Annotated in this window: 24 protein-coding genes; 9 read left to right on the top strand and 15 right to left on the bottom strand. The window is 60.6% G+C overall.

What is annotated here, in order from left to right:
• Window positions 1-53: 53 nt before the first annotated feature.
• Window positions 54-1,145 carry a pyridoxal-phosphate-dependent aminotransferase family protein gene (locus tag SE15_RS09070; RefSeq protein WP_054521804.1) on the top strand — a complete coding sequence of 364 codons (1,092 nt, stop codon included), beginning with the start codon at window positions 54-56 and terminating at the stop codon, window positions 1,143-1,145.
• Here the strand turns inward: SE15_RS09070 and SE15_RS09075 are convergent.
• The 5 genes from SE15_RS09075 to SE15_RS09095 form a co-directional block, all read right to left on the bottom strand.
• A complete protein-coding gene (locus SE15_RS09075) occupies window positions 1,142-1,912 on the bottom strand; it encodes an HAD family hydrolase (protein WP_054521805.1) in 771 nt (256 codons plus the stop codon). The genes SE15_RS09070 and SE15_RS09075 overlap by 4 nt on opposite strands.
• 9 nt (window positions 1,913-1,921) lie before the next feature.
• Complete coding sequence (locus tag SE15_RS09080; RefSeq protein ID WP_054521806.1) at window positions 1,922-2,944, bottom strand: D-2-hydroxyacid dehydrogenase; 1,023 nt, start codon at window positions 2,942-2,944, stop codon at window positions 1,922-1,924.
• Between the two features lie 31 nt (window positions 2,945-2,975).
• Window positions 2,976-3,737: a CoA-transferase subunit beta gene (locus SE15_RS09085; protein ID WP_054521807.1), complete on the bottom strand. Its 762-nt coding sequence runs from the start codon at window positions 3,735-3,737 to the stop codon at window positions 2,976-2,978.
• A 1-nt stretch (window position 3,738) separates the two neighbouring features.
• Complete coding sequence (locus tag SE15_RS09090) at window positions 3,739-4,647, bottom strand: CoA transferase subunit A (RefSeq protein ID WP_054521808.1); 909 nt, start codon at window positions 4,645-4,647, stop codon at window positions 3,739-3,741.
• A 76-nt stretch (window positions 4,648-4,723) separates the two neighbouring features.
• On the bottom strand, window positions 4,724-6,310 hold the full coding sequence (locus SE15_RS09095; RefSeq protein ID WP_054521809.1) for an aldehyde dehydrogenase family protein: 1,587 nt from the start codon (window positions 6,308-6,310) through the stop codon (window positions 4,724-4,726).
• A 159-nt stretch (window positions 6,311-6,469) separates the two neighbouring features.
• Here SE15_RS09095 and SE15_RS09100 point away from each other — a divergent pair, with 159 nt between their 5' ends.
• From SE15_RS09100 to SE15_RS09135, 8 genes are all read left to right on the top strand, one after another.
• Window positions 6,470-7,798 carry a C39 family peptidase gene (locus tag SE15_RS09100; RefSeq protein ID WP_152965585.1) on the top strand — a complete coding sequence of 443 codons (1,329 nt, stop codon included), beginning with the start codon at window positions 6,470-6,472 and terminating at the stop codon, window positions 7,796-7,798.
• Window positions 7,719-9,077 carry a metallophosphoesterase family protein gene (locus SE15_RS09105; protein WP_160316695.1) on the top strand — a complete coding sequence of 453 codons (1,359 nt, stop codon included), beginning with the start codon at window positions 7,719-7,721 and terminating at the stop codon, window positions 9,075-9,077. Before SE15_RS09100 ends, SE15_RS09105 begins: the two co-directional genes overlap by 80 nt.
• A 32-nt stretch (window positions 9,078-9,109) precedes the next feature.
• Window positions 9,110-10,435 (top strand): hemolysin family protein, encoded by a 1,326-nt coding sequence (locus tag SE15_RS09110; RefSeq protein ID WP_054521812.1) that lies wholly within the window; start codon window positions 9,110-9,112, stop codon window positions 10,433-10,435.
• Complete coding sequence (locus SE15_RS09115) at window positions 10,432-12,996, top strand: SbcC/MukB-like Walker B domain-containing protein (protein WP_054521813.1); 2,565 nt, start codon at window positions 10,432-10,434, stop codon at window positions 12,994-12,996. The genes SE15_RS09110 and SE15_RS09115 overlap by 4 nt, the downstream gene beginning before the upstream one ends.
• Window positions 12,984-14,138 carry a glycosyltransferase gene (locus SE15_RS09120; RefSeq protein WP_054521814.1) on the top strand — a complete coding sequence of 385 codons (1,155 nt, stop codon included), beginning with the start codon at window positions 12,984-12,986 and terminating at the stop codon, window positions 14,136-14,138. Before SE15_RS09115 ends, SE15_RS09120 begins: the two co-directional genes overlap by 13 nt.
• Window positions 14,129-15,316, top strand: a complete 1,188-nt coding sequence (locus tag SE15_RS09125; RefSeq protein WP_054521815.1) for a glycosyltransferase — start codon at window positions 14,129-14,131, stop codon at window positions 15,314-15,316. Before SE15_RS09120 ends, SE15_RS09125 begins: the two co-directional genes overlap by 10 nt.
• 64 nt (window positions 15,317-15,380) lie before the next feature.
• On the top strand, window positions 15,381-16,343 hold the full coding sequence (locus SE15_RS09130) for an ADP-ribosylglycohydrolase family protein (protein WP_054521816.1): 963 nt from the start codon (window positions 15,381-15,383) through the stop codon (window positions 16,341-16,343).
• A gap of 183 nt (window positions 16,344-16,526) precedes the next feature.
• A complete protein-coding gene (locus tag SE15_RS09135) occupies window positions 16,527-17,801 on the top strand; it encodes a PQQ-dependent sugar dehydrogenase (protein WP_054521817.1) in 1,275 nt (424 codons plus the stop codon).
• 51 nt (window positions 17,802-17,852) lie between these two features.
• Here the strand turns inward: SE15_RS09135 and SE15_RS09140 are convergent, their stop codons facing one another.
• The 10 genes from SE15_RS09140 to SE15_RS09185 all read right to left on the bottom strand — a co-directional run bounded on the left by SE15_RS09140 (window position 17,853) and on the right by SE15_RS09185 (window position 25,941).
• A complete protein-coding gene (locus SE15_RS09140; RefSeq protein WP_054521818.1) occupies window positions 17,853-18,488 on the bottom strand; it encodes a hypothetical protein in 636 nt (211 codons plus the stop codon).
• Window positions 18,489-18,497: 9 nt separating this feature from the next.
• The gene (locus SE15_RS09145; protein ID WP_054521819.1) at window positions 18,498-18,779 is read right to left on the bottom strand and encodes a thioredoxin family protein; all 282 of its coding nucleotides are present in this window, start codon (window positions 18,777-18,779) and stop codon (window positions 18,498-18,500) included.
• A gap of 23 nt (window positions 18,780-18,802) precedes the next feature.
• Window positions 18,803-19,180 (bottom strand): YlbF family regulator, encoded by a 378-nt coding sequence (locus SE15_RS09150; RefSeq protein WP_054521820.1) that lies wholly within the window; start codon window positions 19,178-19,180, stop codon window positions 18,803-18,805.
• A gap of 32 nt (window positions 19,181-19,212) precedes the next feature.
• The gene (locus tag SE15_RS09155) at window positions 19,213-19,608 is read right to left on the bottom strand and encodes a YlbF family regulator (RefSeq protein WP_054521821.1); all 396 of its coding nucleotides are present in this window, start codon (window positions 19,606-19,608) and stop codon (window positions 19,213-19,215) included.
• A gap of 157 nt (window positions 19,609-19,765) precedes the next feature.
• Window positions 19,766-20,602 (bottom strand): hypothetical protein, encoded by an 837-nt coding sequence (locus SE15_RS09160; RefSeq protein WP_054521822.1) that lies wholly within the window; start codon window positions 20,600-20,602, stop codon window positions 19,766-19,768.
• Window positions 20,603-20,691: 89 nt separating this feature from the next.
• Window positions 20,692-21,255, bottom strand: coding sequence for a 2'-5' RNA ligase family protein (locus tag SE15_RS09165; RefSeq protein WP_054521823.1), 564 nt, complete (start codon window positions 21,253-21,255; stop codon window positions 20,692-20,694).
• A gap of 178 nt (window positions 21,256-21,433) precedes the next feature.
• Complete coding sequence (locus SE15_RS09170) at window positions 21,434-22,696, bottom strand: diaminopropionate ammonia-lyase (RefSeq protein ID WP_054521824.1); 1,263 nt, start codon at window positions 22,694-22,696, stop codon at window positions 21,434-21,436.
• Between the two features lie 153 nt (window positions 22,697-22,849).
• Window positions 22,850-23,830, bottom strand: coding sequence for a phytoene/squalene synthase family protein (locus SE15_RS09175; protein WP_054521825.1), 981 nt, complete (start codon window positions 23,828-23,830; stop codon window positions 22,850-22,852).
• Between the two features lie 13 nt (window positions 23,831-23,843).
• Complete coding sequence (locus tag SE15_RS09180) at window positions 23,844-25,337, bottom strand: phytoene desaturase (protein ID WP_054521826.1); 1,494 nt, start codon at window positions 25,335-25,337, stop codon at window positions 23,844-23,846.
• Window positions 25,338-25,482: 145 nt separating this feature from the next.
• Window positions 25,483-25,941 carry an SRPBCC family protein gene (locus SE15_RS09185; protein WP_054521827.1) on the bottom strand — a complete coding sequence of 153 codons (459 nt, stop codon included), beginning with the start codon at window positions 25,939-25,941 and terminating at the stop codon, window positions 25,483-25,485.
• Between the last annotated feature and the right edge of the window lie 4 nt (window positions 25,942-25,945).

Consider the following 25,945-nt stretch of genomic DNA (forward strand, 5'->3'; position numbering starts at 1 on the left):
GCGTGGGATAATTAACCCGCGCAAGAGGATCTTCGTTCCTGGAGGAGGCTGCGATGGAAACGTACCCCATCCCCATGGTGCCGGGCCCGGTACGGGTACCGCCCGAGGTTCTGGCTGCGCTACAGGTGGATTACGGTTCGGGGGACCTGGAGCGTGAGTTCCTCGACCTGTACAATCAGGTTGAGGCAAACTTGCAACAACTGTGCGCCACCCGTAACCGTATTGTCGTCCAAACTGGCGAGGGGATGCTGGCACTGTGGGGGGCGCTGAAGAGCACGCTGCGGCCGGGAGAGCGGGTGCTGGCGCTGGCTACCGGTGTCTTCGGCTACGGCATTGCCGAGATGGCCAGGGCCATCGGTGCCGAGGTTAAAATCATTGGCCTGCCGTACGATGCCACCCTGAACAATTGGGAAGAGATCGAGGCGGCCATCCACGAATTCAAGCCCAAGATGATCACCGCCGTGCATTGCGAGACCCCTTCGGGCACGCTCAACCCCCTGGCTGAGGTGGGACGCTTGAAGGCAAAATATGGGGTGCCCCTCCTCTATGTGGATGCGGTTTCCAGCATTGGGGGGACGCCGGTAGAGGTAGATGCGTGGGGAATTGACCTGGCGCTGGGTGGCTCGCAAAAGGTGCTTTCGGCGCCGCCCATGATGGCGTTTGTGGCGGTCAGTGAAGCAGCCTGGGAGATCATCGAGCAGGTGGATTATGTGGGCTACGATGCGCTAAAGCCCTTCCGCCATGCGCAGACGCGCTTCGAGTTTCCCTATACCCCGAATTGGCACGGCGTGGCGAGCCTCAAAGTGGCATCGGATCTGCTCCTGCAAGAGGGGTTGGCAAATGTGTTTGCGCGTCATGAGCAGGTGGCGGCTTACTGCCGGCAACGTCTGCAGGCGTTGGGCTTACGCTTACTGCCGCGCCCGGAGGCCATCCCCTCACCGACGGTCACAGCCGTTTATGTCCCTGAGGGCATTGCCTGGCCGGATCTGGATGCGCGCTTTCGCCAGCATGGGCTGGTGGTGGGCGGTTCCTACGGGCCGCTGGCGGGCAAGGTCTTTCGCCTGGGGCACATGGGCAGTCAGGCAGATATGCGTCTGGTAACCCAGGCGCTGGATGTGATCGAACACGTGGTGCGTGCTCTTTAGGCAGGCGGGCGGTTTTGCCAGGTTTCCAGCAGTGCGGGTAGGTCGCTCAGGCGCTCCAGCGCGGCATCGGGCTGGATGGGTTCGGGCAGGCTGGAGGGGGCGGTTGGGCCGCTATGGCGGGTGAGCCAGATCCCCCGCATCCCGACCCGCTGTGCGCCCCACACATCTGCCCAGAGCAGGTCCCCCACCATGACTGCCTGGGGGGCCTTGACCCCAAAATGATGCAGGGCATGGGTGAAGATGGCCGGGTGGGGTTTGCGCCAGCCCACCTCCGCCGAGATGAAGATGTGGTCCAGCAAAGGCCGTAACCCGGCCTTGTCTACCAGGCGTTGGACATCTGCGGCATCGCCGGCATTGGAGATCAGCCCCATGCGGTAGCCGCGCCGCCGCAGGGTATCCAGGGTGGGCAGGGCATCGGCTTCGGGCTGCCAGCGTGCCTCCGTAGGGGCGTAAAGGGCTGCCAGCGCTTCCGCTAGATCCGCAGGTGCAGGTTCGGGGTGGCCGTAGGAGCGCAGAAACTCTCTCAGCAGGGTGTTGGTGGGAGTTTCGATCAGGGTCTGATCGCGCCGGAAGTAGTACTCTTGCAGCCTTCGTAGAAAGAGTGGCGCCAGGGCAGCGGCATCCAGGGCGTAGCCGCGGGCACGGAGGGTTTCCAGCATGGCATGGGCGCCCTCGGCCAGTGCTTCATTCAGGTTTCCCTCAAAGTAGATCAGCGTGTGACCTAGGTCAAAGAAGATTACCTCAATTGCTTGGGTTGTTCCGACCAAGGCGGCACCTCAATAACCCCGCTGTCCCTGGTAGCGGTTGAGCAGTACACCCCCGCTCAGGTAGCGGCGCAGGTTTTCGGCAAACAACTCCACCGCTCGCTGCATGTAGTGACGGCTGACCCCGGCAATGTGGGGGGTGATGATCACGTTAGGCAGTTTCCAAAAGGGGCTTTCTGCCGGCAAGGGTTCTTCCGGGAAGACATCCAGCGCGGCGCCAGCAATGCGGCGTTCCTGCAGTGCCTGGAGCAGGGCGGCGCTGTCTACCACTCCACCCCGGCTGACGTCAATCAGGTAGGCGGTGCGTTTCATCGCTGCCAGAGCCTCGGTGTTGATGATCCCGCGCGTGGCTGGGGTAAGCGGCAGGCAAATCACCACAAAGTCGCAACCGCGCAGCATGGAGGCGAGAGCCTGAATGGGGTAGAGGCGGGTAAAGAGGTCGCCAGTGGGGTCGCCCAGGCCCGGGCGGGTGTAGCCCTCGTCCTCTGGGTGCATCACATCGCGCTTGGTGGCCAGCAGGGTCACCCCAAATGGGCGCAGCAGGCGGGCGATTTCGCGCCCCACGCTCCCATAACCGACGATGCCCACCGTGCTCTCGCGCAATTCCAGGGGTGCCAGGCGCTCCCAGCGGTCGCCGGGCCATTCGGCGCGATGTTGCAGGTTGAACACCTCCGGCAGGTGATGCCCCAGCGCCAGCATCATCATTAGGGCGTGCTCGGCCACCTGAGAGGCGGCGGCTCCGCTCAATGTGGTGATCTGCACCTCGGGCTTTTGCAGTAGAGGGGCATTAAGGAGGTGATCAATGCCGGCGTAGTGGATCTGGACCCAGCGCAGGCGGGGGGCCTGCTCGGGTTTGGGCAGTACCGAATCGGTGTAGAGGACTTCCGCCTGGGTCCACAACTCGGGAGGGATCTCATCTGGGTGGCGTGCCGGGTGCACGGTCAGGCGCAGGCGTGGCGAGATTTCGCGCAAAATGGTCACCAGAGGCTCGGGAAAGGCCACCGTGATGAGTACGTGAACAGGGGTTGTTGCCATGTGCAGGTCGTCCTCCGCATATCCGCTGCAATCAGCGGATGTAAATTCCCTGGGGGTCCAGTTCCTCGCGTAGGATGCGCAGTTCTTCGTCGGTGGGGGGCTCGGTGGTGCGCAGGTTGGCTGCCACCCGAAGTGGCCAGCCGGTATTGGCCTGGACCTGCTCCACCGTCACGCCGGGGTGGAGCGCCGTCAGGATTAGTTCGCCGCTCTCATCCGGTTCCAGGATGCCCAAATCCGTGACCACAGCCTGGGGGCCGCCGCCGCGCACGCCGCTGGCAATGCGTTCGGCACGCCCGCTCAAAAAGCCGGCTGAGGTGCGGAAATCCACCCGCTCGGGAAAGCGACGCTTTTGATGGGGGGTGATGATGTAACAGCGGTTGGCCCACGCTGCGATCTCCATTGAGCCCCCCGAGCCCGGCAGGCGCACCTTGGGGTGGAAGTAATCCCCGATGACGGTGGCGTTGATGTTGCCAAAGCGGTCAATCTGGGCTCCGCCGAGAAAGCCCACGTCAATCAATCCGCGTTGCAGGTAGAGGCTGAAGATATCGTACATGCTGCACACCGAAGCGGCGCCGCTGACCAGGGTGGGGTCGCCAATGGAGAGCGGCAGGCGCGAGGGGCGGGCGCCGATTACCCCCGCCTCATACACTAAAACCAGATTGGGGGCGTGGGTGCGCTGGGCCAGATTGCAGGCCAGATTGGGCAGCCCCACCCCAACGAAGACGACATCGTGATCGCGCAACAGACGCGCGGCGTTGATGGTCATCAGTTCGGCAGCGGTGTAGGCGCTCATTTCAGTAATCTCCGTAGTTGATTGGGGCTGACCAGCGCGGCTTGACTGCCAGTCGCTGATGGGTCTCTTCACCCAGTTTTTGCCAGTATTCCTGGCGATCCTTGACGCCGAAGACCCATTCCTCCAGCCAGGCCAGCACGGCTTCACGTGACTCACTCAGTTTATCCCAGGTCAGGTAGAAGGCGTTATCCCGGTCGTAGTAGCCCTGTGTGTAGGAGGGATGCGCGCAGTAAGGCACGTGGCACACGGCATCCACAACAAATTCGGGGATCAGCGTGCGGTTGGGATCAGAGCGGATGACTTCCTCTTCCACAATTTCCTCGGCGGTGAGGATGACATGGCGGGCGGCAAAAGCGGCTTCTTTTTGCTCTCCAATGATGCCCCAGATATGGGCGTTACCGCGGCGGTCGGCACGCTGGACGTGGATGATGGCGACATCCGGGTTGAGGGGGGGGACCACCACCACCTCGCGCCCGGTGTAGGGGTCCTGCAAGCGGCGGTAGTTGGGGTTGACGCGCTCCAGATCACCCGCCGCAGTTGGGTTCATAGGCATGAAGGGCAATCCGGCGGCTCCGGCCTGCAGGCGTGAGATCATGCCAAAGTGGGAGTACTCTTCCCACTCCAGCCGCCCCGCTTCGATCTCGGCGCGCACAATGCGCAGCGAACCCACACCGGGGTTGCCCATGTAGGAAAAAATGAGTTTTCGCGCACAACCGGCGGCGATCATCTGTTCGTAAATCAGGTCGGGGGTGGCGCGGGCCAGGACGAGATTGCGCCGCCCCTGACGGATGATCTCGTGCGCGGCGGCGAAGGGGATCAGGTGGGTGAAACCGGCGGCGTAGACGCAATCGCCATCGTGGACGAACTCAGCAATGGCTTCGGTGAGAGAACAGCGTTTATCGGAGGGCATGGCAGGTCAGTCAGACGTCCTTTCTGGGGGTTGAGGCGGGGGCTGTCCGGAAACAAGACAACCCCCGCGGCAGGGGCTAGAGTCGGCGGATCAGGGTGCGCGATTGCTCGTGCATGTAGAGTTGCAGGTAGTGCACGCCGCCGGCGTTCTTCCCGGTCGAACCGGAGCCTTTCCATCCACCAAAGGGCTGGAAGCCGGGCCAGGCACCCGTGGTCGCGCCTTGCGGGCGGTTGGCGTATACTACGCCCGCTTCGATGTGCTCGAAGAACCATTGGGCTTCCTCTTCCGTGCCGTAGAAGCCGGCAGTTAGGCCGTAATCTACGTCATTCGCCAGGCGCATGGCCTCTTCGAGCGATTCGACCCTGGCGATGGTGCTGATGGGCAGAAACATCTCGTACTTCCACAAACGATGGTCCAGCGGCACATTCGCCACCAGAGTAGGAGTGCAGAAGTAGCCTTTAGCGTACTCGCCTTCAGTGAGCACTTTGCCGCCGGTCAGGATGGTGCCCGCCTGGCTCAGTTCCTCGCAGAAGGCCTGGTAATCGGCATAGGATTTGCGGTTGATCACCGGGCCGAGGAAGTTCTTGCGCTCGGTTGGATCCCCGATGCTCAGTTTGTTGGTGAGTTCGATCAGACGACTGACCAACTGGTCGTACACCGGGGCTTCAATGTAAATGCGCGAACAGGCGGAGCATTTTTGCCCCTGCAGTCCGAAGGCCGAGCGCACAATTCCGGCGGCAGCGTCTTCCAGGTTGGCGTGGCGGCTGACGATGGCGGGGTTCTTGCCCCCCATTTCAAGGATGGTCGGGCGCGGCCAGCGTCCCTGGGCGAACGAGCGGTAGATGTGCATGCCCACATCGTACGAGCCGGTAAAGGTGATTCCGTCCACCTCAGGGCTGTCAATGAGCGCCTGGCCGAGGGTACTGCCGGGACCGGTGACGTAGTTAATCACACCATCCGGTAAACCAGCATCGCGCAGGCACTCGGCGATCAGGCGCACGCTCCAGGGGGTATCACTGGCGGGCTTCATTACCACGGTGTTGCCGGTGACCAGCGCGGCGGCGGCAGGCCCACCGGTCAGCGCGCAGGGGAAGTTGAAGGGGCTGATCACCAGCCACACGCCGTAGGGGCGCAGCACTGAAAAATTGCGCGCTTCAAACCCAACCAGCGGATCACGGCCCATCTCGACGACAAAACCGTTGTTTGCCTCCATGCGGTCGCAAGCGTAGCGGAAAAGGTCCGCCGTTTCGGCCACGTCGCCCAGGGCTTCCATGCGGTTCTTGCCCACTTCCAGCGAGACCACCGCGGCGATTTCGTAGATGCGCTGGTCAATCAGGTCGGCAGCCTTGCGGATCAGGGCGACGCGATCTTGCCACTTCATGCGGCTCCAGGCCGGGAATGCGCGTCGTGCAGCCGCCAGGGCGGCCCGAGCGTCCTCAGCCGTGCCCTGTTGGAAAATTCCTAATACCACATCTGTATTGGCGGGGTTGCGGTCTTCGAATTTTTTCTCAGCAAACACCTCTTTGCCATCAATGATCATGCCGTACTCGTGTCCCAGCCTGGCTTTGACCTGTGCCAGGGCTTGCTCAAAACGCGTGTGCAACTCTTCTGGCGGGTTGAACATGGTGGCATAGGTCAGTTTGAATGTGCTTTCGGCGGTCATAAACTAACGCCCTCCTTTGTGAGACAGGAAAAATTTGGGGTGCGCCTGAACCGCTCAGGCAGTATTAAGTATAGTCAGGGCGGATAGGCAAGTCAAAGCCAGGGTGTCAGGCAGTTGGCAGGAAGTTCATCCTGATTGACCGCTGCCCAGAGGGGGTGGGTGAGCAGTGTTATAATCGAAAATGTGTCAAGATTCTGGCGCTTTGCAGGGCCGATTCTGCTGATCGGTGGTGTGGGGCTGGGTGCGTTATGGACGATGCCGGGCGTGCGTGAGCGGGTACTGTGGCATTTTGAATCCTGGCGGGTCCAGATTCGTTATGCGCTCAAGCCACCCCAGGCGGCTGTGTTTGTGCCGGAGGCAACGATCTCGCCTCTGGCGGTGACTCCTAGCCAAACGCTGGCCACGCCCACGGTGACGCCGACCGCCCTACCCGTGCTTGCCGAGGCCTCCTCTGTCGCTGTCACTCCCACGGCACTGCCTACCCCCACTCCCACCCCCTTGCCACCTGAAGTGCATCTTACCGGCGGGCGCTATTACGATCAGCACGGGCTGTGGAATTACTGCGCCCCGGCTACCCTGGCGATAGCCCTTTCCTACTGGGGCTGGGAAGGGGATCGTACCGACATTGGCCGGGTGGTCAAGCCGTTTGAGAAAGATAAGAACGTCATGCCGTATGAACTGGCGGATTACGTGGAAAGTTACACCGGTCTGCGCGCCCTGGTACGGGCGGGAGGCACATTGGATCTGCTCAAACGCTTGGTGGCGGCCGGTTTCCCGGTAGTGATTGAAAAGGGCGTGTACCTGCGTGACTACAACGGTCGTCTGGGCTGGATGGGTCACTATACCGTGGTCAGCGGTTATGAAGAGGCGGCGGGGCGCTTTATCACCCAAGATGCTTACTTCTCACCGGATTACCCGGTAACCTACGAAGATCTGCTCTGGCAGTGGCGTTCATTCAACTATGTTTTTCTGGTGATCTACCCACCGGAGCGAGAGGCAGAGGTGATGGCAGTACTGGGTCCCTATGCCGATGCGACCGAGTCTTACCGCCAGGCTATGCAAACGGCCTCGTACGAAGCCAGTGCATTGAGCGGCCTGGAGCAGTTTTTTGCGCTTTTTAACTACGGCACCAGCCTGGTCAATCTGCAAGACTACGCCGGCGCCGCGCGGGCCTACGATCAGGCTTTCAGCCTGATGGCCAGCCTGCCGGAGGATAAGCGCCCCTGGCGCATGATGTGGTACCAGACCGGTCCCTATTTCGCCTACTACTACACTGGGCGCTACTGGGATGTCATCCGCCTGGCAGATACCACCATCGGCGCGGCGGATCAGCCCTATATCGAAGAGTCGTTTATCTGGCGGGCGCGAGCGCGCCTGGCGCTGGGGGATACGGCCGGGGCGGCTGAAGATGTGCGCACGGCCCTGGAATACCACCCTGGTTTTATCCCTGCTGTGGAACTGGCCCAAGCCATGCATCTTCAACCCTGAGGATGAGGAGATCATGCTGCGCATTCTGCACTTTGCCGATGCTCACATTGATATCGCCAACCGGGGGCGTCAAGACCCCCAAACAGGCTTGCCCATCCGGGTGCTGGATTTTCTGAATGCGTTGGATGTCATTGTTGAGACTGCTATTCGCGAGAGGGTGGACCTGGTGCTATTTGCCGGGGATGCCTATAAAGACCGCACACCGGCTCCCACGTTTCAACGCGAGTGGGGTAAACGGATGATGCGCCTTTCACGGGCGGGCATTCCCACATTGCTGCTGGTGGGCAACCATGACATCTCGCCGGCTTTGGGGCGGGCGCACACGCTGCAAGAATTTGAGACGCTTGAAGTGCCGAATGTGCGCGTGCTGGGGCGTCTGGCCCTGCTTAAGCCCGTTGACTTATGGGGCCTGCCGTTGCAGGTGCTGGCCATCCCCTGGATCTCCCGTTCCACGTTGATAGGGTTGGAAGAACTGAGTGGCAGTGAGCCGGAACGGGTCTACGAACGTTTGCAGGAAAATTTGACCTGGGCAGTGGAGAAGTTGTTGGAGGAAGTGGATCCCACCCTGCCGCTCATCCTCACCGCACACGCTTCGGTAGAGGGGGCCGTGTATGGAGGCGAGCGACTGATCATGCTGGGGAATGATTTCGTGATCCCGCGCGGCCTGTTACTGCACCCCAAGGTGGATTACGTGGCGCTAGGGCACATTCACAAACACCAGGATCTGAATCCGGGGGGCTACCCGGCGGTGGTCTACCCGGGTTCGATTGAACGCGTGGATTTTGGAGAAGCCGCGGATGAGAAGGGTTTTGTCCTTGTGGAGGTGGATCGTGGAACCACCCGTTACGCGTGGCGTCCGTTGCCGGGGCGCCAAATTGTGGATACAAAGGTGGATTTGAGCGAACTGGAAAAAGTGGAGTGCGAGAAGCCTCTGCCTGGGGTGGTGATGGAGACCATTCGCCGACACCTGCCCCCACCTCAGGCTCTTGAAGGGGCCATTGTGCGTTTGGTCCTGGAATACCCGCGGGCCTGGGAGACGCTGCTGGACGAGGCGGCGCTACGCAAGTTGCTAGAGCCTGCCCTGGAAGTCCATCTGGTGCGCCGTCCACGGGCGGAGATGCGCCTGCGCCTGGCCGGGGAGGCAAGCATTGCCCAGCGCACGCCGCTCGAACTGCTGGAATTGTATTGGAAATCGCTTTCACTGCCGCCGGACGAAATTCAGGCACTGCAAGATCTGGCGCGACAGGTGCTGTCCCAGGCGGAAGGTAAATTCATTTAGCATGAACCTGTGTTTGGATCTCATTCAGTACAATGGACGAAAGTAACCACATTTTAGAAATTCTGGTCATCTTTCTGTTGATCCTGCTGAACGGCTTTTTCGCGATGTCGGAAATGGCGCTCGTCTCCGTGCGCAAAGTGCGTTTACAACAGCAGGCCGAAGAAGGAGAAAAGGGGGCGCAGACTGCCCTGGAACTGACCGAATCGCCCAATCGTTTTCTCTCCACCATTCAGGTGGGCATCACGCTGATCGGTATTCTGGCGGGTGCACTGGGTGGGGCGACCCTCTCGGGCGACCTGGCGCGCTGGCTGTCGCAGTGGCCTGCGCTGGCCCCGTACGGCCAGGCCCTTGCGCTGGCACTGGTGGTGCTGGCAACTACCTACTTCTCGCTGGTGCTGGGAGAACTGATCCCCAAGCGCCTGGCGCTTTACTACCCGGAGCGGATTGCCACGGTGGTCTCACGGCCCATGCTGACGCTCTCGCGGCTCACGGCGCCGGTGGTTAGCCTGCTGAGTGCCTCTACAGAAGTTGGATTACGTCTGCTGGGAGTGCGCCCTTCGGCAGAGCCGGAATTTACCGAGGAGGATATTCGCGGGTTGATTGAGCAAGGCACCCAGGAGGGCATTTTTGAGAGCAGCGAACAGCGCATGGTGGAAGGGGTGTTTCGCCTGGGGGATCGAACGGTAGATGCGATCATGACGCCGCGCACGGAGATTGAATGGATTGACCTGGAGGAAAGCCCCCAGGAGATCCTTGAGCAGGTTCTCGGCAGCCGCCACACCCGTTTCCCGGTGGCGCAGGGCGATCTGGATAGCGTGCTGGGGGTGATTTCGGCGCGGGACGTGCTGGCGCAGTCTTTGCGTGGGGGCGAATTCAACCTCTCCCCCTGGATTCAGCCGCCGCTCTTCGTTCCCGATAGCATGAGCGTGCTGAAAGTGCTCGAAGCCCTCAAGAGTGCAGGGGTTTCTGTTGCCCTGGTGATTGACGAATACGGTGGTGTGCTGGGCATGGTGACGCACTATGACCTGCTCAAAGCCATTGTGGGTGAACTGGGGGAAGCGGGCGAAAGCAGTGAGCCGCTGTGGGTGCAACGTGAAGACGGTTCCTGGTTGATGGATGGACTGCTCCCCATTGATCAATTCAAAGAACTGCTGGATTTGGAAACCCTTCCTGAGGAAGAGCGGGTGGGCTATCAAACTCTGGCGGGATTTGTCCTGTCCCAGTTGGGGGTCATTCCTGTGGCGGGCCAGGTGTTTGAGTGGAATGGTCTGCGATTTGAGGTGGTGGATATGGACGGACGACGCATTGATAAGGTATTGGTCTCGCGTATCCCATCTTCTGCGCAGGAGGGGGCATGATTCCGGTCCGTCTGCGCTTGCAGGGGTTTTTATCGTACCGCCAGCCTCAGGAAGTGGATTTTACCCAGTTTGATATGGCCTGCATCAGCGGGCACAACGGCGCTGGCAAATCCTCTTTACTGGATGCCATCACCTGGGCTCTGTTCGGCGTAGCCCGCACCAAAAGCCAGGACGATGTGATTCACAATCAGATGGATCGTGCCGAGGTGATGCTGGATTTCCAGTACGAGGAACACCTTTATCGGGTGCAGCGTGCACGCTTGCGCGGCAAATCTACCTTGCTGGAATTCTTTGTTCGGGATGAGGACGGTAATTGGCGGCCCCTCACTGAAAGCAAGATCAAGGACACCGAGGCACGGATTCAGCATCTCCTGCGCATGGATTATGAGGCCTTTATCAATGCCTCCTTCTTCCTTCAGGGAAAGGCAGATCAGTTCACGGTGAAAAGCCCCGGCGACCGCAAAGAGATTCTGATGAGCATTTTGGGGCTGGATGCGTGGGATGCCTATAAAGAAGCGGCCGCAGCCCGTCGGCGGCAGGCGGAGCAGGAACAGGCGGCTTTAGAAGGTCAGATGCAGGAGATTGAACGTGAACTGGCCGAGGAAGGTGAGCGGCGGGCAGCCTTGCAAAAATTAGAAGAGGACTTGAGGCAAGCCGAGGCCCTACGCCGGGCCCGCGAAGAGGTGTTGGCCTCTGCCCGGCAGGTAGCAGCAGCACTGGCCGAGCAGAAGCGGCTGGTTGAAACGTTGCGCGAGCAGTGGCAGAAGGCGTGTCAGGCGCTGGAAGGCCAGCAGGCCCTGATGGCCGAGCGAAAAGCCCAGTGGGAGGAAGTGCAGGGGCTTTTAGTCCATGCGGCGGAGATCGAGGCCGCCTACGCGGAGTGGCAGGCAGCACGGCGCGACCTGGAGGCTTGGGAGGCGTTGGCGACCCGTTTCCGGGATCTGGAAAGCCAACGGCAGGCTCTGCGCCAGGAGATTGCGCTGGAACAAACCCGATTGGAGGGCGAATGGCGGGGATTAAAGGAGAGGGAAGCCGAAATCCTTGCTCTGCAGGCTCAGATGCTGAATACGGAGAAGGAAGTGGCTGCCTCACGCCAGAACCTGCAGGTCCTGGAAACTCGTTTGGCCGAGCGCGAAGCCCTTCAGCGCAAGAAGGAAGCCGCCTATCAGGAGCAGGCGGAACTGAGTGCGGAAAATAACCTGCTCAAAACCCAGATGGAGGAGATTAAAAGGCGCATTGAGAGCCTGCAAGCCGTCACCGGCGCAGTGTGTCCGCTATGTGGTCAACCTCTGCCGCCTGCCGAACGTCTGCGCCTGATCGAAGAGTTACAGCAGGAGGGAAAAGCGAAGGGTGATCGCTTCCGCGCCAATAAAGCGCGCTTGCAGGAACTGGGCGAGGAAATTCGTGACCTGGATGGGCGCCTGAACGAGTTGGAAGTTGTTGAAAGTCAGATCAAGTCGCTTACCGCCTACCTGGCACAGGTAGAAGAGCGCCAGCAACACGCCCTGCGTCAAATGGAGATGTGGCAGTCCGAAGGGGCACCGCGCCTGGCAGAAATAGAGGCGCGCCTGCGCGAAGGGCAGTTTGCCCTGGCCGTGCGCGAGGCACTGGCCGCATTGGATGCCCAATGCCGTGAGTTAGGGTATGACCCGGCGGGGCATGAGGCCGCCCGGCAGCGTGAGCAGGACCTGCGCTCCAGCGAAGAGGCCCTGCGCCGTCTGGAGAGAGCACGTGCCGAGGCGAGCAGCCTGGAACGGGAATTGGCTCATTTGGAAGCACAACGCGCCGAAAAGGAGCGCGAGGTAAGCGAATCAGAGGAGATGTACCGCCAGGCTGAGGCACGTTATGTCCGTGATGCCGCCAATTTGCCGGACCTGGAGGCGCTCGAGCAGGAGGTTCAGGCGCTTAAACTGAATGAGAATCGCTTGCGGGTTGAGGTGGGGGCTGCCCGGCAGAAAGTGCAGGTGCTTCCTCAACTCAAAAAACGGCTGGAAGATCTGCAATCCCGCCGTGATGAAACCAAACGCATGATTGCGCGCCTGAAGACCCTCGAACGTGCGTTCGGCAAGGACGGGGTGCCGGCTTTGCTGATTGAGCAGGCTCTGCCGGAGATCGAGGCTCAGGCCAATGAGTTACTCGACCGCCTCAGCAACGGGAGCATGTCGGTATCGTTTGAGACCCAGGCGGAGTACAAGACCAAGGTGGGTGAGAAGAAAGAAACCCTTGAAATCATCATCCGGGATGGAGCCGGCTCTCGGCCCTATGAGATGTTCTCCGGGGGTGAGGCGTTCCGCATCAATTTTGCCATCCGGCTGGCATTGGCGCGGGTGCTGGCCATGCGGGCCGGGGCGCGCCTGCAAACGTTGGTCATTGATGAGGGGTTTGGCAGTCAGGATGCCGAAGGCCGCCAGCGCCTGGTGGAGGCCCTCTCCATTGTGCGCAATGATTTTGCCAAAATCCTGGTAATCACTCACTTGGATGAACTTAAAGATGCCTTCCCGGCGCGCCTGGAAGTTGAGAAAACCCCCAACGGTTCGCAGATTCGTCTATGGAAGGCATGACAAGCATTCCCTGGCGCGTGGGGGTGCAGCAGCGCGTGCTTCCCACCTATCGCGTCCCCTTCTTCACAGCCCTGGCACGTGCCTGTGCCGGGGGGCTGAGCCTCTTTGCTGGCCAGCCCCGCCCCCAGGAGGCCATTGAGAGCGCTTGCCAGGTGGAGGGGGTCACTCTCTACCCAGCCCGCAATCTGCACTTGCTGGGAGGGCCGGTTTACCTCTGCTGGCAGTGTGGGCTGCGCACCTGGTTAGAAGTGTGGCAGCCCCAGGTCCTGATTGTCGAGGCTAACCCCCGCTATTTGAGCACCCCCACGGCAATTGGGTGGATGAAGCGTCATGGTGGGGTGGTCATCGGCTGGGGACTGGGTGCACCGGGGGGGCGAGCGCCTGCATGGCTGGCGTGGGCACGTGTAGCCTGGCGGCGGCGCTTCCTGAAGGCTTTTGACGCCCTCATTGCCTACAGTCGGCGCGGGGCGGCGGAGTATGCGGCACTCGGATTTGACCCGGCGCGCATCGTGGTGGCCCCCAACGCGGTCGCCTCACGACCTGCCGGTGCCCCTCCCATGCGTCCGCCCGAATACCGCAACGGGCAACCAACGGTGCTCTTTGTGGGGCGCTTGCAGGCGCGTAAGCGGGTGGATGTGCTCATACGCGCGTGTGCTGGCTTGCCGGCTGTGCTTCAGCCCCGCTTGCTCATTGTAGGCGATGGGCCGGCGCGTCCCGACTTGGAGGCGCTGGCTCGGGCAGTGTACCCGCACACCGAGTTTCTGGGAGCGCGCCACGGCGAGGCACTGCGCCCCATCTTTGAGCAGGCGGATCTCTTTGTCCTGCCCGGCACGGGTGGGCTGGCCGTCCAGCAGGCCATGGCGCATGCGCTGCCAGTGATTGTAGCCGTTGGGGATGGGACGCAAGAAGATCTGGTGCGCCCGACAAATGGTTGGCACGTGCCTCCCGATGATTTGCCTGCGCTGACCGGAGTCCTGGCTGAGGCGCTGAGCGATCCCCTGCGGTTGCGGCGGATGGGGGCGGAATCGTTCCGCATCGTGGATGAAGAGATTAATCTGGAGAGCATGGTGGCGACCTTTGCCCAGGCCATTCACTTAGCCTGGGCTTACCGCCATGGAACGGGAGATGCACCATGCACCTGATGCTCATTGCAGATGGCCGCAGCCCGATCACCCGCGCCTGGCTGGGGATGCTGCGCCCGCTAGGATGGCATCTGACCCTGATATCCACGTACCCTTGTCCTGCCCCGGCTGAAGTGGAGCATTTCGAGATTCTACCGGTGGCATTTGGCGGCCTGGGTGGGGGTGGAGCAAGGGCTTCCGGGACGGGGGGGATGCGCCGCCGCTGGCGAAGGCCCCTGCAGGGGTTGCGTTACTGGCTGGGACCCCTCACTCTGGGGTTGTATGCGCCGCGCCTGCGGCAATGGGTGCGCCGATTGCAGCCCGATGTCGTTCACGCCCTGCGCATTCCTTATGAGGGGATGCTGGCGACTTACACTCCTGCGGAAGTGCCGCTGGTTATTTCCATCTGGGGCAACGACTTGACCCTGCACGCGCGTGGTTCTCCTCTGATGGCGCGTTTGACCCGGCGTGCCCTGCACCGGGCCGCGGCGCTGATCACCGACTGCCGCCGGGACCGGCACCTGGCTCTCCATTGGGGATACGCTCCGGCCAAGCCAACTCTAGTGGTTCCGGGGAACGGTGGGCTGGATTTGGAACGTCTGCCCACCCTGCGTGCCCGGCTGGGAGAACCTTGGGCAGCGCACCTGGGGGAGGACGAGTCGCTCTGGGTGCTTAACCCCCGAGGGATGCGCCAGTACGTGCTGAGTGATTTGTTTTTCCAGGTGGTGCCTCTGGTGCGCGAGCGCTTGCCTGGGGTGCGTTTCCTCTGCCCCGGCATGGCTGGCCAGCCCCAGGCCGAGGCCTGGGTGAGTCGCCTGCACCTGGAAGAGGCGGTGGTGCTCTTGCCTACCCTGCCTCAGGGCCAGTTGTGGGATCTTTTCGCACGGGCGCCGGTGATGGTCTCGCTGGCCACGCACGACGGTACGCCCAACACCCTGCTGGAGGCCATGGCCTGGGGGTGTTTTCCGGTCCTGGGGGATCTACAAAGCCTGCGAGAATGGGTGGTGCCGGGCGTAAACGGCTTGCTGGTGGATTTGCGCCGCCCGCAGAACATCGCCGAGGCCCTGGTCCTGGCGCTGGAGGCCCCCGACCTGCGACGGCGTGCCGCCGAGATCAACCGGGGGTTGATTCGCGAGCGCGCCGAGGTTAATCGAGTGCGCCAGGAGGTGCAGCATTTTTTCCAAGAATTGGGCAAATAGGATTAGAATAACAGGCGCATCAGGTCTTTTCCCTTTCCAGCATTCTCTCAGGCGTGAGGTCATCATGGACGATGAAATGCAGATACGGGCGCGGTGGCGTGGCGTGGCGGTCGGCGCGGCAGTTGGTGATGCGCTGGGCATGCCTCTGGAATTCGGGCTGGCTTCGCACCCGCGCGCGCTGATTCGCACCATGTTACCAGGACGCCTACCGGCAGGCAGTTTCACCGATGATACTGAACTGGCGCTGGCAGTGGCTGAGACCTTGCTGGCACGCGGGTACCTGGATGCGGATGATTTGGCAGGGCGCTTTGCCGATTGGTACCGCAGCGAGCCACCGGATGTGGGCGTGCATACCCAAGCAGTGCTCAGTCGCCTGGCGGCAGGTGAACCCTGGGAGGAGGCCGCCGAAGCCGTTTTTCGCGAGCGCCCGGAGAGCGCGGGGAATGGCGCCTTGATGCGATCCTGGCCGGTGGCGCTGGCCTACTGGCGTGATCTGGAAGCCCTGCGTGAGGCCAGCGTGCTCCAATGCCGGGTGACCCATCGCCATGCGGAATGTGTGGCGGCGTGCGTGTTTCTCAATACCATGCTGGCGCGGCTCATTGCGGGTGCTACTCTGGAAGCCGCGTTGGAGACGGCTTTCGCCCAGGCGGCGCCCTTGCCGGAAGGATTGGCACATGCCATTCGGCTGGCACCGCGACGGCGGCGCGAAGAACTGCGCAACACCGGGTGGGTGCGCCACACGCTGGAAACGGCAGTCTGGAGCCTCTTCAATAGCCACACCTTTGAGGAAGCCCTCATTCAAGCCGTCAACCTGGGGGCAGATGCCGATACGGCAGGCGCGGTGACCGGTGCACTGGCGGGGGCGCTTTACGGCGTGGAGGCCATCCCTGAGGCATGGCGCACGGCACTGCGGGGGGAGTGGCCGCTGAAGAGCGGGCGTCTCTGGCGCTGGACGGATTTCGTTGCCCTGGCTGACCGCCTGGCGGCTCTGGCAGGGCATTCAAATGATGCCCCTAATAAGATATAATAGATACAATAAACCTTAAATAGGCAGATTGGGCGTGGTAACCCCCACCACCCATGAGGGGTGGTTCTTGTTTTTGGGGGAGGGTGCGCACAGTTCGTCTTGCCCGGTGTTAGGTCATTTACGGAGCCAGAAAGTTAGCCGGGTGAGGGGAGTGCCGATCTACCTCCCCAGGGATGGGAAAAGATGAAAATGTGTCGCATCATTTTAGGCCTTTTGTTGATCGCCGGGCTGGGTTGGGCCGGCCAGCAGGTTGGGGCGCAGACAGGTGGGGTTACCACCCTCTACCTGCCTCTGGTAGGGCGGGGTTTGCCTCTGCCACCGCCGGATGAAGCCGCAAGCCGATTACGGGTGCCGCCCGGCTTTGCCATTCGCATTTTTGCGCAGAATCTACCGGCCCGCCCTCGCTTCATGGCATTTGGGCCGGATGGCTGGCTCTACGTGAGCCTGATGAACAGCGGGCAGATTGCGCGCCTGCCCGATCGCGACGCAGATGGGCTGGCGGATGCGGTCGAGGTGGTGGCGAGCGACCTGTATTTGCCGCACGGGCTGGAGTGGCACGCGGGCTGGCTTTACGTGGCCGAGGGAGATCGTGTTGAGCGCCTGCGGGATGAGGATGGCAATGGGAGTCTGGAGACGCGCAAGTTGGTCACCGATAACATTCCACCCCCGGTGGGGCATTCCAGTCGCACCCTGCACATTGGCCCGGATGGAAAACTCTATGTGAGCGCGGGCTCGAGTTGCAATGTATGTGAGGAAGAAGATCCGCGTCGGGCGGCCATCCTGCGCTTTAACTTGGATGGCAGCATTCCCGCCGATAATCCCTTTGCTGGCGACGCAGATCCTCACAGGCGTCCGCTGTGGGCATGGGGATTGCGCAACAGTGTGGATTTTCTGTGGATCCCCTCCGGTGACCTGTGGGCCGACCACAACGGCAGTGACGGGCTGGGTGATGATCTGCCGCCGGAGGAAATCATTATTCCCGTGCAGCGCGGCGCCTGGTACGGCTGGCCGTACTGCTACACGCCTGGGGTGGGGCGGGTCAGTGGGCTGGAGGTCCGTGACGAACGATTGGCTCTGCCGAGCGGTCTGAATTGTGCCCAGGCCGTCCCGGCGCTGTTTACAGCCTCGGCTCACAGTGCTCCATTGGGGATGACGCTGGGGGCGGGAACGCTCTTCCCACCGGCTTACCGCCAAAGCCTCTACGTGGCCTACCACGGTTCGTGGAATACGAGCCCGGCGAATTATCGTGATTGCAAGGTGGAGCGCATCCTGTTGGATGATCTCGGCCAACCGGTTTCGGCTGAGCCTTTTGTGGATGGTTTTCGCGCGGCGGGAAAACCCTGCGGCGATACGGCCACCTGGGGACGCCCGGCGGATGTCATCTTTGGCCCGGAGGGGGCCATGTACATCTCGGATGATAAGGGCATGCGGGTGTATCGGGTCATCCCTACACCCTAATCTCAGGGGGCAGTGTCGGCAGGGGATTCGGCGGAGCGTCTGCGGGTGGCTTCAGGGGCAGGGCCGTAGCGTGGCCTGCAAGTCGGGCCAGGCCCATTCGGGCAGGGGGACGATGAAAGTGAGTTCCCAACCCGCGGCGCGGCGGTAGAAGATCAAGCCGGTTGCTACCACCCCACGGCCACTCAGACTCAGCGCCTCCCAGTCCAGAGCGAGGTCACCCAAGACCAGCAGGGCTTTCTGGGGGCTTTCGCCGTATTCCGGATTGTAACCCAGGCAGGTCGGGGTGCCGGCTTGCAAGGCCTGGCGTATGGGCGCTATGATTTCCGGCGCATTGTTGTAGCCCGGTGGGGTGGCGCCAACAGCAAAGGGGGCAAAGGCAACTCCTTGATCGCCGATCACCCCGACCAGTGCTTCTGCCCGCTGGTGGCTAAGCGCATCTTTCACCTCCCGCAGCACTTCTACCAGGTCGGCGGGTGTGGAAGAGGTGGCCGTGGGCGGAAGCGTTGGGGGTGGAGTAAGGGTGGAAAGCGCTTGGGTGGCGAACGGAGAGGGGGACGGGCTGGAGGTGGCAAGGAGAGGGGTGAGGGCAGGGGGTGACGGGGACGTGATGGGCGTGTGCAATGTACAACCGATTGCCAATCCTACCACCCCGGAAATCATCCACAGAATTTTCAGGGAATTTCGCACACCTGTATCTTAACCCGCTTTTTGACCGTTGCCGCTCAAGGCTTGACGGTACCAGGCCAGAATTTCCTCACGCTTGGGCAGTCGTCCGGCACATACCACTTTTTCATTCACAACCAACGCCGGAGTGAGTAGCACCGGGTATTGTTCAATAGCCAGAATATCTCTGATATGCTCCAGGGTGGCCGGAAGGTCGGGGATTTCCTGAAGAAGTTGTTGAAGCGCGCCTCGCGCTGCCTGTTCGAGCGCGTAGCATCTGGCACAACCGGTTCCCAGGATTTTGATGTTCAGCATGGGCACCTCCTCAAATGAAGAAATCAGGCTGAGTGGTTCTCGACGGCTAACACAGCGGCGGAGTAATCTATGCCAAGGCGGAGGGTCAATTCATCGGCGATTGTCGCCAGGTAGGGTTTCAACGCGTTCAAGGCCTCCTCACGCGCCTGGATGCTGGGATGTTGAAAAACTTGTTGCTTGAGGTTGTTGTAGAATTGAATTTCTGCACGAGAAAGCACCTCACCCCCCTCCTGGCGGCGTACCAAATCGGTAAATAGTGCGTAAAGGCGCTGTTCCAAATCCACCGCCTCGGGATCGGCTTCGAAACGGCTCAGGGCTAGATGATAGGCCTGTACCAGGGGGTGCTGGCGCAGGCTTTCGCCCAGGGCTTGGGCAGCGGCGATAATCTCAGGGCTCAGCAAGGTTGTACTCTCCTTATTACGGTGTACATTGTTTAGTGCCCACAGGCACAGCCGCTGCGGCGCGCGTTGCGAGCAAAAGCCACGCCGGCGGCCTGGCTGATCACAGCATCTACCTCGGCCAAAAGGTGGATTACCTCGGCTTCACGTTGACGATAAGCCTGCATCACCGGCAAAGCGTTCATCTCATCCATCAGTTGCTCCTGAGCCTGTGAATGGGCCAGGAAGTCGCCCTCATTTCTCTGCATCGCAGCATGATGCTCACGGATTTGGGCAGTTAACCGCCGTACCCGCTCATCATGGCTGGCAGCCTGGTAGGCCTGCACAAAGGCCTGATAGATTTCGGTCGCTTGCAGGAGGGTTGCCAGCGCATGGGCTTGGGTCCCGATTGTGGCTTCCAGGGTGGGATCAGAAAGGGATGTATCGGGCATTGGCTGCGAATCCGAAGTTGAAGGTTATTCACAAGAACGAATGTTATTCTAAACCCCTTTTGGGGGCGGAGCAAGTGTCAAACCTCATTCTCTCCCAATGATGACGAATGACAATTGACATCTGGGTGGAGGGTGGGCAAAGCCTACTGGCCGGAGCTCAATCCGTGGCGGGGGTCGCAAGTTTCTGCGCTGACCCTTTGAGCATGTCCCATCCCTGCAGGAACAGCCCTGCCTGGGTCAGCCCCATTCCCACCAGCAGTACCGTCAGTGCGATGGTCAACAGCGTGATCATACGGGGCAGGTTGGCTTCCAGCCGCCTTGCGGATTCCAGCAGATTCTGGGTGGTAGTCTGGTATTCTGCGACGACCGCTTGGGCGTTCTCCAGGCTTTCACGGATGTGCCGGATCTCCCCGGCCATGCGACGAGTTTCGCTTTGGATGCGGCCCAGGTTGCCTCCTGTATTTTTCAGCCCATTTTCCATGTCGGAGAAAGAGGCCGATAGCCCATCTAGGCTGGTTGCCACCTCTCCCAGTGCGGTGGAGAGGGGCATCTCGGGGGTGTAAGGCTTGCCGGGGAAGAAGGGAATGGAGGTTACGGCGTGCAACACCCCTTCCAGTACCTGGGCGCTGGTCTGGGCGGCCAAAAGGGAGCCTTGCGCGGCTTTGACGGTGGTGGGTAGACTGCGCCCGGTCAGCGCCACCAGCGAATCCATCAATCGGGCCGTGTCTTCAATGGAATTTTCCAGCGTTGTGAGGGCTTCGTCCAGATGGATCACACTGGCTTTGGCCGCGCTCAGCGACTGTGAGACCACTTCCAGTCCCCGTGAGGTGGTCTCAAGGGTGGTGATGATTAACCGCACCCCTGAGGTCAGCGATTGGGTGACGGGCTTCCGTGCCCACCACACCCCTGCCACCCCAGCCAGGTTGATCAGCAGGCCGAAGATTGCTGTGATGACCAGTGCAAGACCGATTAATCGTCGGGATAGCGTTCTCATGATAACCTCCTCGTTATAAGGGATGGTCCTATCCCGGTCTACTCAGATCCACCAGGAGGGGAGAATTGGGCTGGTATGGTTGTGCCTCATCATAAGGCCGGATTCAGGACCGCCCCACCACCCAGAGGAAAGAGGCGGAGCGATTTGCTGTGAGCCGGGGAGACCTCAGTGATGCCCAGGGCAATCCCCTGCGTTTGAATGGGGAGGGTCACTCTCTGGGCAATGGCAATGGCTTCTGGCACGCGATTCGATGGCAGGCCGAATGCCAGCGTACAATGGGGCACCCACGCACCTACCCGATAATGCTCCCAAAGACCCTCGGTGCAAGGCTCAAAGACGGTCTGGAATTGGGCGTGGAAGTTGAGAAGGAAGTGCGTGACTGTGACGCCCAGATACACGGTGGCTTCTGGGGTGGGAAAGACACCCAGGCTCGAAAATGTGAGGGGAAATGGGGCGTATTGGCGGGCAAACTGCTCGAGCGCAGCCACGACTTCCCCCAGATGGAGACGGTCACTAATTCCTAAGGAGAGGTGGGGGCGGTAACCACTCTCGCGCATGGAGGAACTCACTCGGGCTTCGGCAAGCCAACCCCACACTTGGAGCACTAGCATTTCCGCAGGGGGACCAAAATAAAGTTCAACCGCGAAACTCATGGAGGGCTTCCGTTTAGTGTTCTGCCCGACTTTGGTGAAGCATGGGTGGCAGGGGGCACTGGCTGAGAAGTATTTTCACCGGTGGTGTCTTAATTGTAGCCGAAAACGCAAAATGCCCCCTCGGTACAGATGAATTAACCCGGGGGTTACCCCGCGGGGTGGGAGCGAAGCGCTGTGGCTAACCGTGCAGACTGCTGCGAAAGATTTTGTACTCGTCGGGGACGGGGTTGCCACCTTCCCACATAACGTAACGGAAATCATCCGGCGAGGTGTTCCCCTCGGAGTTGATCAGCAGTACCTGTGAATGCGGTCCCAGACCGAGGTAATCGCGCAGTTCGCGTGCGCCGGGGTACTCCATGATAAAGAGCAGGGCGCCTAACGTAACCGCTCCCGATTCGCCGGAGATGATCATGGGATCGCCGCGCAGAGGAACGCCGTACACACGCATCCCCTTGGCGGCCACGTAATCCGGGCAAATGGCGAAGACATCAGCGATTTGGTAGAGAACCCGCCAGGCCAAGGGGTTGGGCTCGCCACAAGCCAGGCCCGCCATGATGGTGTCCAAGTCTCCTTCAAACTTATGCGGCTGACCATCGCCAATTTTGGCCGAAAGGTACAGACAGGCGGCTTTGGTCGGTTCGACGACCACCGAGAGCGGGCGCTCCGGGCCGAAGAGGTTGGCGTAATAACCCAGCGTGGCGGCAGCCAGTGAGCCGACTCCGGCCTGGACGAAAACGTGGGTCGGTTTGCTCAACCCCTGGGCAGCCAGTTGCTCCTGGGCTTCGCTGAGCATGGTGGTGTAGCCCTGCATGACCCACGTGGGGATGGATTCATACCCTTCCCAGGCTGTATCTGAGATGACCACCCAACCATAGCGCTGGGCATCTTCGTTGACCTGACGCACGGCATCGTCGTAGGTGCCATCAATCACTACCACCTTGGCGCCAGTCTGCTGAATGGCCTGGATGCGCTGTTGAGAGGTCAGTTTATGGACGTAAATGACCGCTTTAAATCCCATTTGCGCAGCAGACCAGGCCACCCCGCGCCCGTGATTGCCGTCGGTGGCGGCGGCAAAGGTGATCTCGCCCAGGCGCTCGCGCAAAGCGCCGCTGCTCAGTTCGGCAAAGGAGAGCTCGCGGTCGGTAATGCCCAGACGCTCTCGCACCCACCGGTATATGGCGTAAGACCCTCCCAACACCTTGAACGAGCGTAGATCCAGGCGAGCCGATTCGTCTTTGACCCAGATGCCCCCCAGGCCGAGACGCGCGGCCAGATTGGGCAATCCCACCAAAGGGCTCATGCGGTAGCCCGGCAACTGGCGGTGAAACCGCCGCGCTTGCCACGGAACTTCGGGGGGAAGCAGTGCCTGTACCACCGCCGGGTCAAACCCGGCCCGTGCGCGCGGGTTAATCCACCATTCAATAGGTCGTTCGCTGGCCATGGCTCACCTCATCAAAATGTCTGACAACTTTTTACTGCATATAGTATAACCCCAAATTCGGCACCGGGATAGAGACATGCCTTCACGGCCGTAGGGAGAATATCCCCTCTTCTGCTTAGCGAGCGTCTGAATGGTGAGGTCGTTCTCGGCCGGCTAGGCTGTCTCGGGTTTTCCCCATTCCTCCATTAAGGAATCCCGGGGTAGGTCCGGGGGTGGAAGTTCGGAGGCCAGTACGTTTTCTAACGGGGGCAGGCGTTGGACCTGCAGCAAGATGGTGGGCAGTAAGCGGAGCTTGCGCCAGGTGGAGGTGTGGGCGCGGCGGGTATGCACCTGATAACCGATCCGCTCAATTTCATGCAGTATGGCAGCATATAACAAAGCGGCGGCTCCCACCGCCGGACGCGCACGCGGGTGGAGCAGACGTATGCCCGGTAGAGCGCGGCGGTAGAGGACGCGGGCGCGGGCGATCTCGAATTGCATCAGCCCGATGAAGCGGGAGTCCATCACGCCGTTCAGAATGTCCTCGCGCTGGAGGCCGAACTTCTCCAGGTCCTCTTGGGGCAAGTAAACCCGTCCACGGTGGGCATCCTCCCCCACATCGCGCAGGATGTTAGTCAGTTGCAACGCAATTCCCAGTTCAATTGCGAAAGGAGCGGCTTGCTCGAAGGTGGCACCCGGTGCCAGGCCAATGATGGGGATGGCCAATAGCCCCACTGTGGAGGCAACGTGGTAGCAGTACAGCCGCAGGTCATCCCAGGTGCTGTACTGACAGTAGGTCAGGTCCATGGCAACCCCGTCAATCAGCGCCTGTTCATAGCGGCGGTCCACTCCGTGGATACGTCGTACCATGCCCCAGGCATATAGCAGGGGATGAGGTTGGTCTTCGGGCTCTAGGGCCACCTGCGCCCGCCAGCGCTCCAGGTCGTTCAGAGTGGCGCATTGCGAGTCTACCAGGTCGTCGGTGGCGCGGCAGAAGGCATACAGCGCACGGATGGCCTGCCGTTCCCGGCGTGGTAATAGCGCGGTAGCAAAGTAGAAAGTGCGCGAGTATGATTTGATCACCGCTTCTGTGAGCGCAAAAGCCTCGGCTGGGCGCAGGGGGGCAGGTGAGTGGAGCGGGGATTGCCGGGTCATGACATGGTCCTGGTCAGGAGGATGGCGGGTTGAGAATGAGTTTTTCAACCACCTTAGCCGAAGACACCACACCCGGTAAACCGGCGCCCGGGTGAGTGCCCGCACCGACAAAGTAGAGATTTTCGAATTCCTCCGAGCGGTTATGCGGCCGGAACCAGGCCGATTGGGTCAGGATGGGTTCCACCGAGAAGGCAGAGCCAAGATAACTGTTGAGCACATCGCGGAAGTGGAGCGGGTCAATGTAATGTTCAACCACCAGATTTTCACGTAGACCAGGCAGGTAGTGGGCTTCCAGGAACTCCAGGATGCGGTTCTTGTAGGGGATGGCGGTTTCCTCCCAGTTTACCTTACCCCCCAGGTGCGGGACCGGCGAGAGGACGTAGAAGGCTTCATGGCCTTCGGGTGCCAGCGAGGGGTCGGTGAGCGTGGGCATGTGCAGGTAGAGCGAGAAATCTTCAGCCAGCACCTTGCGGCGGAAGATGTCATCCAGCAATCCCTTGTAGCGGGGGCCCAGGATGATGTTGTGGTGTGCCAGGCGACTATCCAGGTAGCGCCGTCGGGTACCAAAGTAGATCACGAACAGGGACATGCTGTAGCGCATGCGTTCGATGCGACGGTTGGTGTATTTGCGTCGGTAGACTTCTGGGATGAGGTAGCGGTAGGTGAAGGCGACATCAGCGTTTGAGATGATGATATCTGCTGTCTCCACGCTACCGTCTTTCAGGCGGATGCCCTGCACGCGCCGCCGCCCTGTATCTACCAGGATTTCGTCCACCTCGGCATTGAGCACCAACCGCCCGCCCATTTCCTGGAACAGGCGCACCAGCGCATTTACCAGTGCCCCTGTACCGCCCATAGCAAAGTAAACGCCCCATTCGCGCTCCAGGTAGTGGATCATGGCATAAATACTGCTGGCATCGTACGGATTGCCCCCGATCAGGAGGGGGTGGAAGGAAAAGACCTGGCGCAGAAAATCATTCTGCACAAATTGAGAGACATAAGTATAAACACTTTGATAAGAACGCAGTCGCACCAGATCTGGGGCCACTTTGAGCATGTCTTTCAGGTGGGTGAACGGCTGATCGGCCAGTTGCAGAAACCCCTTCTCGAAGATGGGGCGGGTGCTTTCCAAAAAACGCCGGTACCCTTCTTTATCGGCCGGATTCCATTTTTCAATTTGAGCGTAGATCAGATCTGTTTGGTTGTTATATTCAAAAGAACGCCCCTCAGCGTCGAAAATGCGGTAAAAGGGATTGACCGGTACAAAGGTGACATAATCCTCACGCTTGCGCCCAGCCAGTTCAAACAATTCATCGAATAAAAAGGGTGCTGTGATGACGGTGGGCCCGCCGTCAAATTTGAATCCATCCATTTCATACACGTAGGCTCGGCCGCCCGGCTTGTCGCGCTTTTCGAATATCGTGACCGGGTAGCCCCGTGCGGCCAGACGTATGGCAACGGCCAGACCGCCGAATCCGGAGCCTATGACAATGACGCGTTTTGACATGAGATGTCCCTCCAAGGTGTGAATTATTCCGATTTCAGTTATAGCATAGAGCGAGACGGGGCACCCCGTCTTTGTATAAGGATTGTCAAGGTGCGAGCGAAAGAATGAACGCCTGGGGCTTGAACCTACGCGCTAGAAAAAATCTTTAGGGCGTTCCCCTGTGAGCCAGGGCGCGGGCCAGCGCGTGCTGACGATAGGTGAACAGGAAGCGCAACCCCAATGGTGAGAAGATCACGCGCGTCCAGAGGTGGCGCCACCCGGGGCGGTAAGTGTATCGGATTTGGTCCTCAACAACGGTGTGATTGGCATCCAGAGGGATAAAGGTGTGTCGGTGACGCCAGAATTTCAGAGGACCTTGCACCTGCTCATCCGTAAACCCCTGCCTGAAATCCACCTCGCGATGGATGGCCTCCCAAAAGATTGAGAAGAGACCCAGGCTCAAGCGGAACCGCAGACGGGAGCCCTCGCCCAGGGGTTCATGGTAGAGGATCTCTAGGCACAAAGGGGGTGGGGTAAGCCGTGCCAACGCCTGGGGCTGTTGATGAAAGGCGATGACGGCTTCGAGAGGCGCCTTCAAGGTGAAGCGATGGCGAAATTCTGGCATCTTG

Origin of the sequence: Thermanaerothrix daxensis (assembly GCF_001306145.1) — a bacterium.
Classification (GTDB): domain Bacteria; phylum Chloroflexota; class Anaerolineae; order Anaerolineales; family Anaerolineaceae; genus Thermanaerothrix; species Thermanaerothrix daxensis.